The following is an 18,162-nucleotide window of genomic DNA, read 5'->3' as shown; positions in this document are numbered from 1 at the left end:
CCGGTCAAAGTTGGGTGGACTGGTAGTACCGCTGCACATGCTCGGACAGCCAGTAGCCGCCGCCGCGCTCCGGTGGGGGTGGCGCTGCCTCAGCGCGCGCAGGCGCCGAAGCGGGAAGTCCAGGGAGAACGGTGACTGCAGCGGCGGCGGCCCCTACGGTAGCGGCACCAGCAAAAAAGCGGCGACGTGAGGCTTGGGACTTGGGGTCGGACATGCGGATCTCCATCAGGGCATGCGATTTATATGAAACGGCGTGCATACCCAGTCTAAGCCGCTTCTCCCCATTGGATATAGGGAAAACCCGAGAAAATCATCCCGCCGACCATCCTGGGAGGCGCGCGGGCGCGATAGCCGCCCCGAAACCTTGCTTAACTGTCCAGCATGTCAAAGCCTTGCGCTTCTACCGTCACAAACGCCTGCGTAAAAGCAGCAAGCGCCCGGCAGAACCGCGCCTTGGGATGCGCGAGCAGCGCCTCGCACAGAGCGGGAACCCAGGGCTGCACATGGGTGGCAAAGAAGTGGCTTTGGCCTGCAAGGTGGCACACGGCGCCATCGTCACCGGCAATCAGGTAGCGCATCACTTCACAAATGCAGGCGACGTGGTCTTCGGGCTCGGACATGGCGTCGCTGCGTGCAAGCCCTAGCGCGGCAAGGTCGCCGCGCAGCTTGGCGAGGGGCCGCTCGTTCAGAAAACCGCTCAGGTAATGCGAGGCGTAGAGGTAAATCTCCGGTTTGCCCAGCCCGCCGAACAGGGCGTCGTATTCGGCGGCCAGTGCAAGAGCGTCCAATTCGCGCGCCGCGCTGACCAACTGCTGCCATGGCTCTTCCAGGAAACCGCCCGCCGCGGGCGCTTCGGTGATGGCGGCTCGCAAGGCCAGAAGCTGCGTACCGTCGGGCGCCGCGTAGTACAACTGTGCGAGCAGCCCGTAGACCTCGGCGCGGGCCATTTCTTCGTCGAGGCCCGTGCTGGCCACGACATGCAAAGGGTGCACAGTGCTCACAGATCAATCACTTTCCGCTCGTTGGAGGAGGAATACAGGTCAATCACCCGACAATCTCCGCACATCTTGAGACGTTCCAGCGCCTCACCCTGGAACATGGCATGGCCCGCCAATTTGCCGAGCATCCCTTCAATTGCCTTGAGCGTGCCAAAGGGCGTTCCACAGCGGATGCAGACGTACGGCGGCATCTCGTTCAGCACACGCGCCTGTGCCCGATCGGGCGAGAGTGAGAGGCGCGCGTGCAGCCCAATGGCGTCCTCCGGGCAGGTGGTTTCGCACAAACCACACTGGACGCAATTTTTTTCGATGAAGCGCAACTGGGGCAGTTGCGGGTTGTCGAGCAGCGCGCCCGCCGGGCAGGCGCTGACACAGCTCAGGCACAGGGTGCAGCGGTCCTTGTTGACCAGCACCTCGCCCAGCGGTGCGCCGGGCGCCGGCAGTTCGATGGCCATGGCACCCGCCGGAACAAGCGGCGCAAGCGCGAGCAAATGGTCCAACGCCATTTCCAGCGTGCTGCGCTTCTCCGGCGCTGCGGCAAACCGGGCGGGCCTCGCGATGGCCGCGCGCCGCGACCCCAACAGGGCCTGCAATCCCGCATCCAGATCGGTGTGTGCCTTGCAGTGCAGCAGCTGCACTGCGCCCGCAGGGTAGCCGAGGCCGGTCACCATCGCCTCGACCACATCGGCCTGCTGTTGCAGGACTTCAAGGTACTGCGGCGCTTCTTCCTCGGTGACGACGAGCACCACCCGCGCAGCGCCCCAGGCCAGGGCACTGAGCCACAGCTCAATGCCGGTGCTGGCCGTGTGCCACAACCCCAAGGGAATGCAGCTTGCCGGCAACCCCTTCGCCACACCCAGTTGGGCGGCACGGCCCAATTCCTCGACCAACGCCAGGCCGCGCTCCTGGCTATGCAGCACCAGAACCGCGTCGCGCCCCCCTGCCGCAACGTAGTGCGTCAGGACGGTGCGCAGACGCAAGCCCTGGTCGGCAATGCCCGGCGCCCGGTACGCCATCGCGCCCGTGGGGCACACCGTCGTGCATGCGCCGCAGCCAACGCACAGGTGCGGGTTCACCTCTACCCGCTGGTGCTTGGGATCGCTGGCGATGGCTTCTGCCGAGCACACGTCCAGACAGGCACGGCAGCCGACGGTGCCATTGCGGCTGTGCGCGCAAATTTTCTGCTCGTAGGTGATGAAACGCGGTTTTTCAAAATCGCCCACCAAGGCGCGCAGTGCCAGCAGGGCGGCCAGGTCGCGGCCATCCCAGCGCAAATACCCTTGTGGCGGCGCATGCTGGTTGAACGTCGGCGTCGCAGCGCTGCTGCGCAGATCGAGTACCAAATCAAAACGCTCGGTTTGCGTTTGCAGCGGGCGCTGGAAATCGATGGCTCCGGCCACCTGGCACGCCCTGACGCAATCGCGGTGCGAGCGGCACAAGGCCATGTCGATTTGGTAATCCAGCCCGATAGCGACTTCCGGGCAGGCCTGCACACAGGCATTGCAACGCGTGCACACGTCCAGCGAGATGGGGTTGTCCGCCTGCCAGGACAATTCGAACGCGCCCAGCCAGCCGTGCAAACGGGTGATGCGGCCAGCAAGCACCGGGTAGCGCCGCTCCTGCATGCCGCCCGCATCGCCGGGGCCGGTCGCAAACAGCGTGATAGAGAAGTCCTCGCCAAACAAGGCCGCCGCGCGTTCCGCGGCATCCAGCGGGCCGAGGATCAGCAAGTGCCCGGTGCTGTGAAACGGTACCGTTGCCACTGGTTCAGGCTCGGGCAAACGTGCTGCCGCAATCAGCGCCGCAATTTTGGGTGTGGCGCGCGGCGCTTCGCTGCTCCAGCCTGCGGTTTCACGAATATTGACGAATCGCAGCGGCGAGACAGCCCCCTCGGTCTGTTCAGCCAGTTCGCTGAACAGGCGGCGCTCCTGCGTGCATGCGACGAGCACTTCTTCACCAGAGCGGATGGCGTTCTGGAACGCCCCGGCTTCGCGCCGGCACAGCGTGGAGTGGAGCGTGAGGGACTCACCGATCGCCGTCCCCAGACTGTCCGTCTGGAGGGGCATGGTCCGGTTGCAATCGCAGAGAAGCGTGGGCATGGGGCGTTGGGCTGGCGGTGGCTGGCGAAGGAAGGTGCGGCACGGCGGCCTGCCCGTGGTGCGCGAGGTCGCCTTGCGACTGTGCCACGTCTGGCGCCAAAGGGGTACTCTGATTTTCCGGGTCTGGCAGTGTGGGCCCGGGTTGGGCGGCCGTCTGTGAAGCGGCCTCGTCCTCAGCCGGCACCATGCCGAGAAACTTCGCACTGGCCAGCTTGCGCAAGGTCGCCAGCGGTATCGGATCGGCGCCGCTGTAGTCGCCAATGTAGGTATCGAGCCCATCCATCACGTTGAAATGCGGGTCGCGAAAGAGCCGCTTCATGGCGGCGTTGCGCACTTCAGGCGCCACGGCGCGCGAGACAAAACGGGAAAAGTCAGACGCGGGTGTGAGCGCCTGCGCCTCGGCCAGGGTGGGAGCAAGTTCAGACGGTGCCCCAGGCGCAAGCCCTGAGGGCGCCAGTGGCGCGGCAACCGGAGTCGGCGCCGCCAATGGCTTTTCGGGAGTCGGCTCTGCGGGCAGCTCTGGCGCCTTGTCGCGCCCTTCCCGCGCCTCCTGCTTGCGGCGTGACCAACGTCCCAGGAAACCGTCGCTCATGACCCTTCCCGCTTTTTAAAGGTGCTGACGGACGCCGGGTTGCCGAAGCGGTCCGTCAGCGCCTGGAAGCTCTGCGGCCGCCGGCGCCTGCGCGGCTCGGGTTGGTAGTGCTGGTTCACAAACGCCTGCAGCCATTGCACGACCACCGGGTCGGCAGGCAATTGGTCTACCGACTCCTGCGCGTCAAGCCAACGGCCTGCGTCGTGGTAGCTCAGGCTGACCGCCACAGGGCGCGCCAGCGGCTCGCCATCGGCTTGCGGTGCTTCGTCAAGCCGCCAGAGCACAAACCAACAAGGTGCGGGTGAATCGAGATTGAGGTGGTAGCCCTCCGCGTCGTCACGAAACAGCTCCACGCGCAGGGCCGGGAACAACCAGCGCGCTTCGTCAACGGATTGCCGCAAGGGCCGCGGCTCGGTGCCGAAGGCCGGCTCGTGCGGCACGACCTCTTCAGGGGCCCAGCGCCAAGTCTGCCAGCGGCTTTGCGGACCCTGGACCTTGGCGCGCCGCATGACCACGGCCACCTCCAGGCTGGGGTGCAAAGCCACCCCTTCGGCCTCATGCGGCATCACTCCCATCGCAGCGCTGCCAGGTCGTGTACGAAGATGGGGTAGTTCATCCACAAGCCTTTGAGCCCTTTGCGCGCCACCGTGCTGATTTGCGGAGCAAAAATCCAGGCGTTGACGGCATCGGCGGCCAGCTTGCGCTGGATTTTCGCAAACAGCACTTGGCGCTCACGCGCGTTGCCGCTGGCGGCGTGGCGGGCAACGAGATCGCGGAACTCGGCACTGTCATAGCCAAAATAGTAGTCTGGATCGGTGTAGATCTGGTAATCCAGCGGCTCTACATGGTTAATGAGCGTGAGGTCGAAATTGCCACTGAACGGCCCCGACATCCAGTGCGCCCAATCCACTTCCTGGGTCTCGACCTCAATACCAATGCGCGCCAGCGCAGCGACGATGAGTGGCGCGCCCCCACGCGCGTACGGCGTGGGGGGCAGCGTCAGCCTGAGCTTGAGCGGCAAGGCCACGCCGGCTTCGCGCATCAGCGCCTGCGCACGCTCGGGATCGTAGGGGTAGAGGCCCGCCAGGTGCACATAGCCTGCATCGGTGGGTGAAAAGTGGCTCCCTATGGCTTTCCCACGGCCGTCGAGCACCTCCTGAATGAAACGCTCGCGGTCGATGGCATGCACGATGGCGCGGCGCACGCGCACGTCGTTCAGCGGTGTTTTTCGGTTGTTGATCGCCAGCATGCCCTTGCCGCTGGATGCCCCGATCAGCACCTGGTAGGCGCTATTGGCCTGGAAATGTGCCACGGCCTGGGTGGCGATATTGAAGAACACGTCCACTTCGCGTGCTTCCAGGGCCTCGGCCTGCGCCGCGGGCTGGTTGATAAAGCGAAACAGCACCTCCCGGATGTGCACGTCAGGCGCATTGCGGTAGCCCTCGAACTTGACGAGCGAGATTCCGTAGCCGCGTTTCCAGCTCTCAAATCGGTAGGGGCCCGTGCCAATCGGCGCCGTGACGGCCTGCGCGGCACTCGCCGGGTGCAGCACTACGGCCGGGCCCTCGCCCAGGCGAAACAGCGTATTGGCGTCTGGATGGCGCAGGTGCAGCACCACGGTGTAGGGATCAGGCGTTTCGATGCTGGCGATGTTGTCGAACAACGACTTTTTGGATTTGTTGGCCGAGCCTGGCGCCATGGCCCGCTCAAAACTGAAGCGCACGGCCGCGGCGTCAAAAAGCGCTCCGTCGTGAAAGTGCACGTTTTTGCGCAGCACAAAGTGGTAGGTGGTGCCGCCCTCTTCGACCTTCCAACTGCTGGCCAGCAAAGGCGTGGTGGCACCACTCTCTTCGATTTTTACCAGACCTTCAAGCACGTTGTAGTGCACCACTTCGCCGATGGAAGCTGACGGCGCAATGGTCGGGTCAAGGCCGCCAGGCTCCAGGGACAGGCTGAACACCACGCGCGAAGAAACCGTTTGTGCTTGCGCCACCGCACCCGGGCCCGGCACTGCCAGCAGCAGCGCGACAAGGAAATGAACCGCTAAACGCAACATTTCTGCCCTTCTCCTGCGTGTTTTCCCTGGACCCCAAGCACCCGGGAATTGCAAGTCTGTTTACAAAATCTGACATAGTGTGCCATTGCTTGCCACGTCTGATCGCACCCGCATTTCCTTCGTCCTTTGTCCATGCCTGTACCCCGCCGACTGTTTCGCGCTCCAAGCCGCAGCCTGCTCGCACGGCTGGCCGCGCTCATCGCGCTCCTCGTCGGCGCGTTGCTCGTATGGACACTGTCCACTGTGTACGAGCAGCGCAAGCTGATGCACCGCCACCAGGCTGAGCGCGAGCTGCAGACGATTGGCCGCTTGCAGGCGCAGGCGGTGGCCGACTGGCGGACCAGCCGCCTGGCAGACGCCAATGCCCTGACGGACGACAGCCTGTTCGCGCAGGCAGTGGCACGCTGGCAAAGCGCGCCTCAGACAGAACATGAAGCGACAGCCTTCGTACAGGAGCGGCTGCGCATTCTGCAAGAGCGGGCACGCTACAGCGTCGTATCCTTTGTCGCCCCGGATGGCACCGTATCCATGGGCAACAGCAGCAAAACGGTGCCCGATGCGGAAAAGAAAGCGCTCGCTCACGCCATAGAAAGTGCAGCGCCGGCGATAGTCGAGCCGCGGCGCGCCCCATTTTTTGCTTTCCCGTTCTTCAGCCTGATGGCGCCCATCTTTGACGGCACTCGCCCGCTGGGCGCCGTGTGGCTGGTGATGGACGTACGAACCAGTCTCTATCCCCTGCTCTCCCCCTGGCCCACGGCAAGCGAAACGGCCGAATCGGTTCTTGTGCAAGCACAGGGGAAAGACGCCTTGCTGCTGACTCCGCTGCGCCGCCATGGCGAGTTGGAAACACCGACCGTCGTCTCCGCGTCGGACTCGGCCAGACCCTTGGTGCAGGCCGTCGCAGGCGCGCGCGGCCTGCTCTACGGACATGATGACCGGAACACTCCTGTCATCGCTGTGGTCAACGCCATTGCCGAATCCCCCTGGCTTCTCGTCTCCGAAATCGAAGTGAATGAGGCTTTTGGCGAGGCGGCCACGCGCGAACTGTGGGTACTAAGCCTGCCGGTGAGTGCCGCCGTGCTGATCGCTGCGCTGCTGCTGGGCGGCTGGCAGTGGCGGGCGCGGCTGCGCGAGAGCGCGCTCAAGGACAAGCTGGCGCAGAACATGCAATGGCTGGAGAGCGCACAAAAAGCGGCGTTGGTGGGCTACTACGTGTACGAGCGCAGTGGGGACACCTTTACGCTCTCGCCCATGGCCAGCGAGCTGTTTGGTCTCACGCCCGAAGCGCCCGTGGCGCGAACGCAGTGGCTGGCGCAGGTGCTTCCGGCGGATCGCGCGCAGGTGCTGGCGGGGCTGGACGAGGCACTGCGCGAGCGCAAGCCACTGCGCATGCAGTACCGCCTTGTCGATGGAAGCCAAGAACGCTGGGTGGACATGTGGGGCGAGCACGACGCCCCCAGTGCCAACGCGCGCATGACGGGCACGGTGCAGGACATTACCGAACGCCAGCGCGCGGAAGAAAAACTGGGGCAGTACCGCACGGCACTGGAAGCCCTGGTGCGCCAGGACCCGATGACGGGCGTCGCCAACCGGCGCGCGCTCACCGAGGCCCTGACGGTGGAGTGGCAGCGTGCAGCGCGCATCCAGGCGCCCCTGTCGGTGCTGATGATCGACGTCGACCATTTCAAGGCGTTCAACGACCGCTATGGCCACCTGGCAGGCGATGAGTGCCTGCGCAAGGTCGCCAAGGCACTGGCGCGCACAGTCGCGCGGGCGACCGACCTGGTGGCGCGCTACGGCGGCGAAGAATTTGCCGTGCTGCTGCCGGCTACCGGTCGCGCGGAAGCACAAGCCATTGCCGAAAAGCTGCGCCTTGCCGTGCGCAAGCTGGCGATCGTGCACGCAGCGTCCGGCGTGGCCACCGTGGTCACCGTCAGCATTGGCGTCGCCACCGCGCAGACCAAAACCGCGATGCGCAGCGAAGAACTGGGCCGCGCCGGAGCACAGGCCAATGCCGAGCGCGAGAGCCTGCACCTCATTCACCAGGCCGACCAGGCCCTCTATGCCGCCAAGGAGGGCGGGCGCGATACCGTGGTGGCGCAGGCCGAAGCCCCCTCCAGCACCGCGCTTGTGGGCAGCGGAGCAGCGCCAGACCCTACAGTTTCACCACCGCCACCGCGCAGTACTTGACTTCGGGAATTTTCCCAAAGGGGTCCAGCGCTGCATTGGTCAGCAAATTGGCGGCCGCTTCGCGGTAAGCAAAGGGCAGAAACACCGTGGCATCGGGCGTGCCGTCGTCCTGGCGCAGCAGGACCTCAACCCGCCCCCGGCGCGAGGCAATCACCACGCGCTCGCCCGCGGCCAGGCCCAGCCGCGCCATGGCCGCGCCATTCATGGACGCAGTCGCTACCGGCTCGATCGCGTCCAGCACGTGGCTGCGCCGCGTCATGCTGCCGGTGTGCCAGTGCTCCAACTGGCGGCCCGTGATGAGCACCAGCGGGTAGTCGGCATCGGGCGGCTCATCACCTGGCACCAGGCCGGCGGGCACCAGGCGCACGCGGCCGCTGGCGGTGGGAAAGCATTCCGTGAAAACAATGGGTTGGCCGGGATCGTCCAGGGACAGACAGGGGTAGGTGACGCTGCCTTCGCTCTCCAGCCGCTCCCAGGTGATGCCGGCTATTGAAGCGTGCATGGCCTGCCGCATTTCCTCGTACACCGCCGCTACGCCATCATGGGCTCCGGGGTAGTTCCAGGCCAGGCCCATGCCGGCGGCCATTTGCTGAAGAATCCACAGGTCGGCCCGCGCATCCCCAGGCGGGGCGACGGCCCGTCGGCCAAGCTGCACCATGCGGTCGGTGTTGCTGGCCGTGCCGGTTTTTTCCATCCAGCTGCTGGCGGGCAGCACCACGTCGGCCAGCCAGGCGGTTTCGGTCAGGAAGATGTCCTGCACCACGAGGTGCGACAGGCTGCCCAGGGCATGGCGCGCGTGGTTCAGGTCGGGGTCGCTCATGGCGGGGTTCTCGCCCAGGATGTACATGCCGCGAATCTTGTGCGGGTCGCCGTCCGGCGCCAGTGCCTTGTGCAGGATTTCCACGACGGTGTAGCCAGGCTCGCTGTCGAGTGGCTGGCTCCAGAAATTCTCGAACCACGCCCGCGCTGCCGGGTCGTCCACGCGCTGGTAGTTGGGCAGCATCATGGGAATCAGCCCGGCGTCGCTGGCGCCCTGGACGTTGTTCTGGCCCCGCAGCGGGTGCAGGCCGGTGCCAGGCCGGCCGATCTGGCCGGTGATGGCGGCGAGCGCAATCAGGCAGCGCACGTTGTCGGTGCCGTGCACATGCTGGCTGACGCCCATGCCCCACAGAATCATCGCGCTTTTGGCCGTGGCAAAGGCCCGCGCCACCTCGCGCAGCAGCGGCGCCGCAATGCCGCAGACCGGTGCCATGGCCTCGGGGCTGAAGGGAGCGAGGTGCGCGCGCAATGCGTCGAAGCCTTCGACGCGCTCGCGCACAAAGGCTTCGTTGACCAGGCCCTCGTCGATCACCGCGTGCAACAGGGCATTGAGCAGCGCCACGTCGCTGTCGGCGCGGAACGCCAGCGTGCGCCAGGCGTGCGCGCCCAGGTCGGTGATGCGTGGGTCGGCCAGCACAATCTTGGCGCCACGGGCAGCCGCGTTCTTCATCCAGGTGGCGGCCACCGGGTGGTTGGCCGTGGGGTTGGACCCGATGACGAAAATCAGCTCGGAGAATTCGACATCGCGCACCGGGTTGCTCACCGCCCCCGAACCCACGCCTTCGAGCAGCGCAGCGACGCTCGATGCATGGCACAGCCGCGTGCAATGGTCCACGTTGTTGCTGCCAAAGCCGGTGCGCACCAGCTTCTGGAACAAATAGGCCTCTTCGTTGCTGCCCTTGGCCGAGCCAAACCCGGCCAGCGCCTTGGGGCCGTGGGCATCGCGCAGCTGCCTGAGGCCCCCCGCGGCCAGCGCCAGCGCCTCGTCCCAGGAAGCTTCGCGGAAGGTGTCGCGCCAGTCGGCGCCCGGCTCGGGCATGCCCTTGGGAACGCCGGGCTTGCGAATCAGGGGTGCCGTCAGCCGGTCGGGGTGGTGGATGTAGTCAAAACCAAAGCGGCCCTTGACGCACAGCCGCCCCTCGTTGGCCGGGCCATCCCGGCCCTGTACGCCGACGATTTTTTCGCCCCGCACCTGCCAGGTGACCAGGCAGCCGACGCCGCAGAAGGGGCAGACCGAATCGACGCTGCGGTCCATGGCCTGCGAGCCCACCAGGGGTTTGGCGCTGAGCGCGCCGGTCGGGCAGGCCTGCACGCACTCGCCGCAACCTACGCAGGTGCTCAGCCCCATGGGATCGTCCAGGTCGAACACGGGCCGGGCGCCGGCCCCGCGCAGCGCCATGCCGATGACGCCATTGGCCTGTTCCTCGCGGCAGGCGCGCACGCAGCGGCCGCACTGGATACAGGCGTCGAGCTGCACCGCCATGGCGGGGTGGCTGACGTCGGGTGCCAGCGGCGCGCGGCGCAAGGCTGCCAGCGCGGGGCGCACCGCCACCTGCAGGCGCTCAGCCCACTGGCTGAGCTCGCCGTGCTGGCCAACATTTTTTAAGCCTTTTTGGCCTCCAGCGCTTACTCCACTTGCACTGGCAGCTATGGTTTCCGTAGTTTTTATGCTCTCTGGCCCATCGCGCCACTGGTAGCCGGCCTCTGGCATATCCGAGAGCAGCAGCTCCACCACCATGCGCTGCGCGGCGCGCGCGCGCGGGCTTTGCGCCCGCACCTGCATACCGGGCGTGGGCGCGCGGCAGCAGCTGGGAGCCAGCGTGCGCTCGCCACCAATTTCGACCACGCAGGCACGGCAGTTGCCATCGGGCCGCAAGCCGTCGGTGTGGCACAGGTGCGGAATTTCGACACCGTGGCGCCGTGCGGCCTGCCACAGGCTCTCGCCTGGCAGAGCCCGGACCACTTCGCCATCGAGTTGGAAGGCGATGCCATCTGCCGCGCTCATGCGGCCCCCTCGGGCGGCAGGGTTTCGGTGAGCGGCCCGCCGCGCGGGCGCGGCAGATCGCCTGGCCACGCGCCTTCGCCCACCTCGTGCGCAAAGTACTTGGACACGCAGCGGATCGGGTTCGGCGCCGCCTGGCCCAGGCCGCAGATGGAGGCGTCGGCCATGACCTGCGCCAGATCGTCCAGCAATTCGGCGTCCCAGGCCGGCGCTTGCATGAGGCTGGCCGCCTTGTCCGTGCCGACGCGGCAGGGCGTGCACTGGCCGCAGCTCTCATGGGCCAAGAAACGCATCACGTTCAGCGCCGCGTCGCGCGCGCGGTCGTGGTGGCCGAGCACGATGACGGCGGCCGAACCGATAAAGCAGCCGTGGGCTTGCAAGGTATCGAAATCCAGCGGCAGATCCGCCAGCCGCGCGGGCAGGATGCCGCCCGAGGCGCCGCCGGGCAGGTAGGCGTACAGCTCGTGCCCGTCCTGCATGCCGCCGCAGTACTCGGCTATGAGTTCGCGCAGGGTGATGCCCGCCGGCGCGAGCTTGACGCCGGGCTGCCTGACCCGCCCGCTGACGCTGAAACTGCGCAGGCCATGGCGGCCGCGCCGGCCAAAGCCGGCAAACCACTCTGGGCCGCGTTCGACAATGTCGCGCACCCAGTACAGCGTCTCGAAGTTGTGCTCCAGCGTGGGCCGGCCAAACAGACCGCGCTCGGCAATGTAGGGCGGGCGCAGGCGCGGCATGCCGCGTTTGCCTTCGATGCTCTCGATCATGGCCGATTCTTCGCCGCAGACGTAGGCGCCCGCGCCGCGCCGCAGCTCGATATGCGGCAGATGGCAAGGCGGGTCGGCGCGGAGCTTGGCGAGTTCGGCTTGCAAAAGCGCTCGGCAGCCGTGGTATTCGTCCCGCAGGTAAAGGTAGACCGCCTCGGTGCCCACCACTTGCGCGGCGATGAGCACGCCTTCGAGAAACCGGTGCGGGTCGCGCTCCAGGTAAGTCCGGTCCTTGAAGGTACCGGGCTCGCCCTCGTCGATATTGACGGCCATGAACCGGGGGGCAGGCTGCTCGCGGACGATGCGCCACTTGCGCCCAGCGGGAAAGCCCGCGCCGCCCAGCCCACGCAGGCCCGAGCCTTCCATGGCCGCGAGCACCGCATCCGCATCCCTCTCGCCATTGACCAGCGCCGCCGCCAGCGCGTAGCCGCCTTGGGCGCGGTAGCTGGCGTAGCCGGTGGGGCCGGCATGGTCCGGCAGGCTGCGCTCCGCCCAGTCGGATGCTACGAAAGGAGTAGCTGCTAGCGCAGGTGCGATAAGCGCTAGAGGCCTATTTGACGCCAAAACCACGGCCTCCGGCGTGGCGTGCGGCACGGGCGTCTGGTGCACCACCGCCACGGGCGCCTGCTCGCAGCGGCCGACGCAGGGCACGGGGACGACGCGCACATCCTGCCCTGAAAAAAATCCCGGCAGTCGCGCCAGCAGTTCCTGCGCGCCGGCCAACTGGCACGAGAGCGAATCGCAAACGCGGACCGTCAGGCCCGGCGCGTCGCGCTCACCCCGCACCACGTCGAAGTGGTGGTAAAAGCTCGCGACCTCGAACACCTCGGCCATCGGAATGCGCATCTCCCGGGCCAAGGCCACCAGGTGCCGGTCGTGCAGGCAGCGCCAGGCATCGTTCAACAGATGCAGGTATTCGATCAGCAGGTCTCGGCGATGGCCTTCGGGCGGGCACTCGCCAATGAGGGCCCGCACCTCGGCCGTGGATGCCGCATCCGGCTGGCGGCCCTTGAGCCGGCTATTGCGGCGCAGGCCTGCGCGCAACGCGTCGGGGGTGGCAAGGGCGACGGCTTGGGGGAAAGAAGGCTTCGCGGCAAAGCTCACTGGGTAACCTCCGTGCGGCGCAGTGCGGTGCTAACTGGCTTGGGGCGGCCCGGCGCGGCGCCCATGCGCCACTATGGCACGGCGCGCGGGCCTTGCGAAGCCTGCCGGGCGCAGAGCGCGAACCCGTTCTCAGGTGTCCTTGCTGACCGAGATCGTCGGAAACTTGGCGGAGAAATCCTTGGCCTGCTGCGCAATTTTCACCGCCACGCTGCGCGCCACCTGTTTGTAGATTTGCGCCACATCGCCGTCCGGGTCGGCGACCACGGTGGGCTTGCCGCTGTCGGCCTGGAGCCGAATCTGCATGTCCAGCGGCAACGCGCCCAGGTACGTCATGCCGTAGTCCTGCGCCATTTTCTTGCCGCCATCGGCGCCAAAAATATGCTCGACGTGGCCGCAGTTGGTGCACACGTGCACGGCCATGTTCTCGACGATGCCCAGGATCGGCACGCCCACCTTTTCAAACATCTTGATGCCGCGCTTGGCGTCCAGCAGTGCAATGTCCTGCGGCGTGGTGACGATGACGCCGCCGGTAATCGGCACGCGCTGGCACAGCGTGAGCTGGATATCGCCGGTGCCGGGCGGCAGGTCGATGACGAGGTAGTCCAAATCGCGCCAGTTGGTCTGGCGCAGCAGTTGCTCCAACGCCTGCGTGGCCATGGGGCCGCGCCAGATCATGGCTTCGTCCTGGGCCACCAGGAAGCCGATCGACATCACCTGAATGCCATAGTTTTCCAGCGGCTCCATGTTCTTGCCATCCACGCTCTCGGGCCGGCGGTTGATGCCCAGCATCATCGGCTGGCTGGGGCCGTAGATGTCGGCGTCCAGCACGCCCACGCTGGCGCCTTCGGCAGCCAGGGCCAGGGCGAGGTTGGCGGCGGTGGTGCTCTTGCCCACGCCGCCCTTGCCCGAGGCCACGGCAATGATGTTTTTGACCTGCGGCAAGAGCTGGACGCCGCGCTGTACCGCGTGCGCGGCAATCTTGCTGCTGATGTGTGCCGACACGTTGGCCACACCCGCCACGCCCCGCGCGGCAGCCACGAGCTGCGTGCGCAGGCCCGGAATCAGGCTTTTGGCCGGGTAGCCCAGCTCGACGTCAAAGGCAACATCGCCGCCTGTGATCTGCAGGTTGCGCAGCGCCTGCGTGCTGACAAAATCCTTGCCGGTATGCGGGTCCTGCACCTTGGCCAGGGCGGCCAGCAGGTCCTGTTCGGAAACAGCCATTCAAATCTCTCCTGGTAAGTGCCGCGAGTCTATTGCGCGAAGCAATGACAATGGAGGCAGTGGGGCGGCTGCCCTTCCACCTGAGAGCATGAAAGAGACCCGTGAAACTGAAAATGGCCGACAACTCGCTGTTCGCAATCCTGCTGCGCTCGCCCTGGTGGATAAGCATGCTGCTGGCAGGCGCCATGACCCTGGCGGTTGCCGCACTGGCACCGGAGCGCTTCAAACTGCTAGGCGCTTTTGGCGCGTTGCCGCTGTACGGCGTGGGCTGCGTGGCCGCCTGGCGCCAGTGGCACGCGCCTTCTGCTGCTGCGGTTGCTGCGCAGGCTGCCGCTCTGCGCGCCATGGCCTGGCGCGAGTTTTCTGCCGCGCTGGAGCAGGCCTGGCACGCGCAAGGCGCGAGCGTGCAGCCGATTACAGGCCTGGAAGCCGATTTTTGTGTAGAGCAGGGCGGCCGCACCACCTTGGTCAGCGCCCGCCGCTGGAAGGCCGCGAGCCACGGCGCAGATGCCATCGGCCACCTGGTGGCTGCGATGCGCAAGCGGGACATTCATGCCGGCCAATACCTGGTGGCGCACGGCACGGTCAGTGATGCAGCGCGCGACCTGGCCCGTACCGAAGGCGTGGCGCTGGTGGAGGGCGACGCCCTGGCGCGGCTGCTGCTCCCCAAAACTTGAGCCACGGATCGCCACGGGTTTTCCCGTGGCGATCTGCGGGCGCCACTGTCGCACACTGTTGCCAGCGCATTGCACGAAACCTGCTCCCGCAGGGGCATGCCGAACGAAATGGCCCAGGCAGCACTCCCTCCGACCGAGCCCCCGACAGCAGGCGCCGACAGCCCGGCAGCGCACGCCGGCCACACCGGTCTGCTGCTCACGGGCGGCGGAGCCCGTGCGGCCTACCAAGTGGGCGTACTCGAAGCTATTGCCGACCTGCGCCTGGCCTGCGGCGCGGGCGAGGCCCCCAACCCGTTTCCCATCATCACCGGCACTTCGGCGGGCGCTATCAACGCGGCAGCGCTGGCCTGCGGCGCCGACCAGTTCGACCGCACAGTGCGCCGCATCGCCCGCGTGTGGCGCAACTTCCAGGCGCAGCAGGTGTACCGGGCCGATTCGCTCAGCGTGGCGCAAAGCGGTGCGCGCTGGCTCACGCTGCTCTCGCTGGGCTGGGTGCTGGCGCGTTGGCGCCGGCTGCGCCCGCGCTCGCTGCTGGACAACGGTCCGCTGATCAAGCTGCTGGCAAAAATGGTGCCGCTGGTGCGCCTGCCGCAGGTCATCCGCAAGGGGCACCTGTATGCGCTCGCCGTGACCGCATCGAGCTACACCACGGGCGACCACGTCACCTTTTTCGAGGCGGGCGAGCGGCTTGACCCCTGGGTGCGCTCGCAGCGCCGGGCCGTGCGCGACCGCATCACACACGAGCATTTGCTGGCGTCAAGCGCCATTCCCTTCATCTTCCCAGCCACTGCCATTGAAGTGGACAATCGCACCGAGTATTTTGGCGACGGCTCCATGCGCCAGTCGGCGCCTATCGCCGCCGCCATTCACCTGGGCGCCCAGCGCATCCTGGTCGTTGGCGCCGGCCGCATGCACGAGCCCAGGGAGCTGGCGCCCGAAAGCACCATGCCGTCCTACCCCTCGCTGGCGCAAATTGCCGGCCACGCGCTCTCGAATATCTTTCTTGACGCGCTGGCCGTGGACATCGAACGCATGCAGCGCATCAACCAGACGATCTCGCTCATTCCACAAGCCTCGCGCAGTGGCAGCCTGCTGCGCCCCATCGAACTGCTGGTCATTGCCCCCTCGGAGCGCATCGACGCCCTGGCAGCGCGCCACGTGGGCGACCTGCCCGCGGCTGTGCGCACCATGCTGGGCGCGCTCGGCGTCACCGCGAACATGCAGGATGTGCGCGGCGCGGCGCTGGCCAGCTACCTGCTGTTCGAGGCGGCCTACACGCGCGAACTGATGGCCCTGGGCCGCGCCGACACGCTCGCCAAGCGGGGCGACGTGTGCCGCTTCTTTGGCTGGCAAGACGCGGGCGTGCCGGTCGCGACCGCGCTGCAGGCGACGGATTCAGATTTCCCGCGAAGCGCCGCATAGACCGCGTTTAAGGCGTGCTCCCACGCCGAGGAACAGGCGGCACAGACGCTGGTCCTAGAATTGCCGATTGCGCCGCCCAGCCTTTCGGCAGCGCCGCCCCCGACCACCTTCTGCCCATGCCCCGCAAACTTTTCGTCACTACCGCCCTTCCCTACGCCAACGGCAAGTTCCACATTGGCCACATCATGGAATACATCCAGGCCGACATCTGGGTGCGCACGCAGCGCATGTTGGGCAACGAAGTCAACTTTGTCGGCGCCGACGACACACACGGCGCACCCATCATGATCGCCGCCGAGAAGGCGGGCCTGACGCCGCAGCAGTTCGTCGCCAACATTGCCTCCGGCCGCAAACAGTACCTCGACGGCTTTCACATCGCGTTCGACAACTGGCACAGCACCGATGCCCCCGAGAACCACCAGCTCGCGCAAGATATCTACCGCGATCTCAAAGCCAACGACCTGATCGAGACGCGCACCATCGACCAGTTCTTCGACCCCGAAAAAGCGATGTTCCTGCCGGACCGCTACATCAAGGGCGAATGCCCGCGCTGCCATGCCAAGGACCAGTACGGCGACAACTGCGAGGTCTGCGGCTCGGTCTATGCGCCCACCGACCTCATCGACCCCTACTCCACCCTCTCGGGCGCCAAGCCGGTGCTCAAGTCGTCCGAGCATTTCTTCTTCAAGCTCTCCGACCCGCGCTGCGTGGCCTTCCTGGAAGACTGGACCCAGGACGGTCGCCTGCAGCCCGAGGTGGCCAACAAGGTGCGCGAGTGGTTCAGCGTGCGCACCAACCCCGACGGAACGACCAGCGAGGGCCTGGGCGACTGGGACATCTCGCGCGACGCGCCCTACTTCGGCATTGAGATTCCCGATGCGCCGGGCAAATATTTCTATGTGTGGCTCGACGCCCCCATCGGCTACCTGGCCTCGCTGAAGAACCTGCTATCCAAGCGCGGCGAGGACTACGGCGCCTACATGGCCGACCCGGCGCTGGAGCAGGTGCACTTCATCGGCAAGGACATCGTCACCTTCCACACCTTGTTCTGGCCCGCCACGCTCAAATTCAGTGGCCGCAAGGTGCCCGACCGCGTGTTCGTGCACGGTTTTCTCACCGTGAACAACGGCGAGAAGATGAGCAAGAGCCGGGGCACGGGCCTGGACCCGCTCAAGTACCTGGAGCTCGGCATGAACCCCGAGTGGCTGCGCTACTACCTGGCGGCCAAGCTCAGCAGCCGCAACGAAGACATCGACTTCAACGCTAGCGACTTCATGGCGCGCGTGAACAGCGACCTGGTGGGCAAGTACATCAACATTGCGTCCCGCGCCGCGGGCTTTCTGACCAAGCGCTTTGGCGGCCAGCTGGCCGAAGTATCGGCCGACGGCGACGCGCTGCTGGAGCATCTGAAGGACGTCGCCCCCAGCATCATCGAGCTGCTGGCCGAACGCGAGTACGGCAAGGCGCTGCGCGAAACCATGCTGCTGGCCGACCGCGTGAACGCCTACGTGGACCAGAACAAGCCCTGGGAACTGGCCAAGCAGCAAGGCATGGACAGCCGCCTGCAAGACGTGTGCAGCACCTGCATGGAAGCCTTCCGCCTGCTGACCATTGTGATGAAGCCAGTGCTGCCTGCGCTGGCAAGCGAGGTGGAAGCCTTCCTCAACGTCCCGCCCTTCACCTTCGAGAGCGCGCAGCAACGCCTGGGCGCAGGCCACGCGATTGGCAGTTACCAGCACCTGCTGCAGCGCGTGGACATCAAGCAACTTGAAGCACTTTTTGAGCCTCCAGCGCAAGAGGAGCAAGCGGATGCAGCTATTGGTTCAGGAGCATCCGGCACCAACGCCCTGCCCGGCGGCGAAGCCATTGCCCCGACCATCACCATCGACGATTTCGCCAAAATTGATTTGCGCATTGCCCGCATCGAGCAGTGCGAGCGCGTCGAAGGCTCCACCAAGTTGCTGCGCCTGACGTTGGACGCGGGCGAGGGAAAGACCCGCAACGTCTTCAGCGGCATTGCCAGCGCCTACGCACCCGAGCAGCTCACCGGCAAGCTCACGGTGCTGGTCGCCAACCTGGCGCCGCGCAAGATGAAATTTGGCGTCTCCGAGGGCATGGTGCTGGCCGCCAGCCACGCCGATGGCAAGGCACAACCCGGCATCTACGTGCTGGAGCCCGGGCCGGGCGCAGCCCCCGGCATGCGCGTGAAGTAACCAAG

General features: G+C 66.4%; 13 protein-coding genes. 4 read left to right on the top strand and 9 right to left on the bottom strand.

Annotated elements, in window-relative coordinates; translation table 11 throughout:
* Window positions 1-4: 4 nt before the first annotated feature.
* From AC07ZH_RS16450 to AC07ZH_RS16425, 6 genes are all read right to left on the bottom strand, one after another.
* On the bottom strand, window positions 5-214 hold the full coding sequence (locus AC07ZH_RS16450; RefSeq protein WP_495200580.1) for a formate dehydrogenase: 210 nt from the start codon (window positions 212-214) through the stop codon (window positions 5-7).
* A gap of 154 nt (window positions 215-368) precedes the next feature.
* A complete protein-coding gene (locus AC07ZH_RS16445) occupies window positions 369-947 on the bottom strand; it encodes a TorD/DmsD family molecular chaperone (RefSeq protein ID WP_119109457.1) in 579 nt (192 codons plus the stop codon).
* 50 nt (window positions 948-997) lie between these two features.
* The gene (locus AC07ZH_RS16440; RefSeq protein WP_495200579.1) at window positions 998-3,064 is read right to left on the bottom strand and encodes a 4Fe-4S binding protein; all 2,067 of its coding nucleotides are present in this window, start codon (window positions 3,062-3,064) and stop codon (window positions 998-1,000) included.
* The gene (locus AC07ZH_RS16435) at window positions 3,024-3,689 is read right to left on the bottom strand and encodes a DUF3306 domain-containing protein (protein ID WP_495200578.1); all 666 of its coding nucleotides are present in this window, start codon (window positions 3,687-3,689) and stop codon (window positions 3,024-3,026) included. Before AC07ZH_RS16435 ends, AC07ZH_RS16440 begins: the two co-directional genes overlap by 41 nt.
* The gene (locus AC07ZH_RS16430) at window positions 3,686-4,264 is read right to left on the bottom strand and encodes a DUF3305 domain-containing protein (RefSeq protein ID WP_495200577.1); all 579 of its coding nucleotides are present in this window, start codon (window positions 4,262-4,264) and stop codon (window positions 3,686-3,688) included. The genes AC07ZH_RS16435 and AC07ZH_RS16430 overlap by 4 nt, the downstream gene beginning before the upstream one ends.
* The gene (locus AC07ZH_RS16425) at window positions 4,255-5,745 is read right to left on the bottom strand and encodes an ABC transporter substrate-binding protein (RefSeq protein WP_495200576.1); all 1,491 of its coding nucleotides are present in this window, start codon (window positions 5,743-5,745) and stop codon (window positions 4,255-4,257) included. The genes AC07ZH_RS16430 and AC07ZH_RS16425 overlap by 10 nt, the downstream gene beginning before the upstream one ends.
* A 132-nt stretch (window positions 5,746-5,877) precedes the next feature.
* Between AC07ZH_RS16425 and AC07ZH_RS16420 the strand changes: the two genes are divergently transcribed.
* Complete coding sequence (locus AC07ZH_RS16420) at window positions 5,878-7,935, top strand: GGDEF domain-containing protein (RefSeq protein WP_495200575.1); 2,058 nt, start codon at window positions 5,878-5,880, stop codon at window positions 7,933-7,935.
* On the opposite strand, the gene fdhF is transcribed toward AC07ZH_RS16420, so the two are convergent.
* From fdhF to apbC, 3 genes are all read right to left on the bottom strand, one after another.
* Window positions 7,901-10,759, bottom strand: a complete 2,859-nt coding sequence (gene fdhF, locus AC07ZH_RS16415; RefSeq protein ID WP_495200574.1) for a formate dehydrogenase subunit alpha — start codon at window positions 10,757-10,759, stop codon at window positions 7,901-7,903. The two genes, AC07ZH_RS16420 and fdhF, sit on opposite strands and share 35 nt — an antisense overlap.
* Entirely contained in the window at window positions 10,756-12,624 is a 1,869-nt protein-coding gene (locus AC07ZH_RS16410) for an NADH-ubiquinone oxidoreductase-F iron-sulfur binding region domain-containing protein (RefSeq protein WP_495200573.1), read from the bottom strand. The genes fdhF and AC07ZH_RS16410 overlap by 4 nt, the downstream gene beginning before the upstream one ends.
* A 129-nt stretch (window positions 12,625-12,753) precedes the next feature.
* Entirely contained in the window at window positions 12,754-13,845 is a 1,092-nt protein-coding gene (gene apbC, locus AC07ZH_RS16405) for an iron-sulfur cluster carrier protein ApbC (RefSeq protein ID WP_495200572.1), read from the bottom strand.
* 101 nt (window positions 13,846-13,946) lie between these two features.
* Between apbC and AC07ZH_RS16400 the strand changes: the two genes are divergently transcribed.
* The 3 genes from AC07ZH_RS16400 (at window position 13,947) to metG (ending at window position 18,157) form a co-directional block, all read left to right on the top strand.
* Window positions 13,947-14,522, top strand: a complete 576-nt coding sequence (locus AC07ZH_RS16400; RefSeq protein ID WP_495200571.1) for a restriction endonuclease — start codon at window positions 13,947-13,949, stop codon at window positions 14,520-14,522.
* A 108-nt stretch (window positions 14,523-14,630) separates the two neighbouring features.
* Window positions 14,631-15,944: a patatin-like phospholipase family protein gene (locus AC07ZH_RS16395; RefSeq protein WP_495200597.1), complete on the top strand. Its 1,314-nt coding sequence runs from the start codon at window positions 14,631-14,633 to the stop codon at window positions 15,942-15,944.
* 116 nt (window positions 15,945-16,060) lie between these two features.
* On the top strand, window positions 16,061-18,157 hold the full coding sequence (gene metG, locus AC07ZH_RS16390; protein ID WP_495200570.1) for a methionine--tRNA ligase: 2,097 nt from the start codon (window positions 16,061-16,063) through the stop codon (window positions 18,155-18,157).
* Window positions 18,158-18,162 lie beyond the last annotated feature (5 nt).

The sequence above is a fragment of the Simplicispira sp. GW247-4R2A genome, assembly GCF_059424465.1.
The sequence above is the reverse complement of the archived record's forward strand: the minus strand, read 5'-3'. Positions and strand labels throughout refer to the sequence as shown.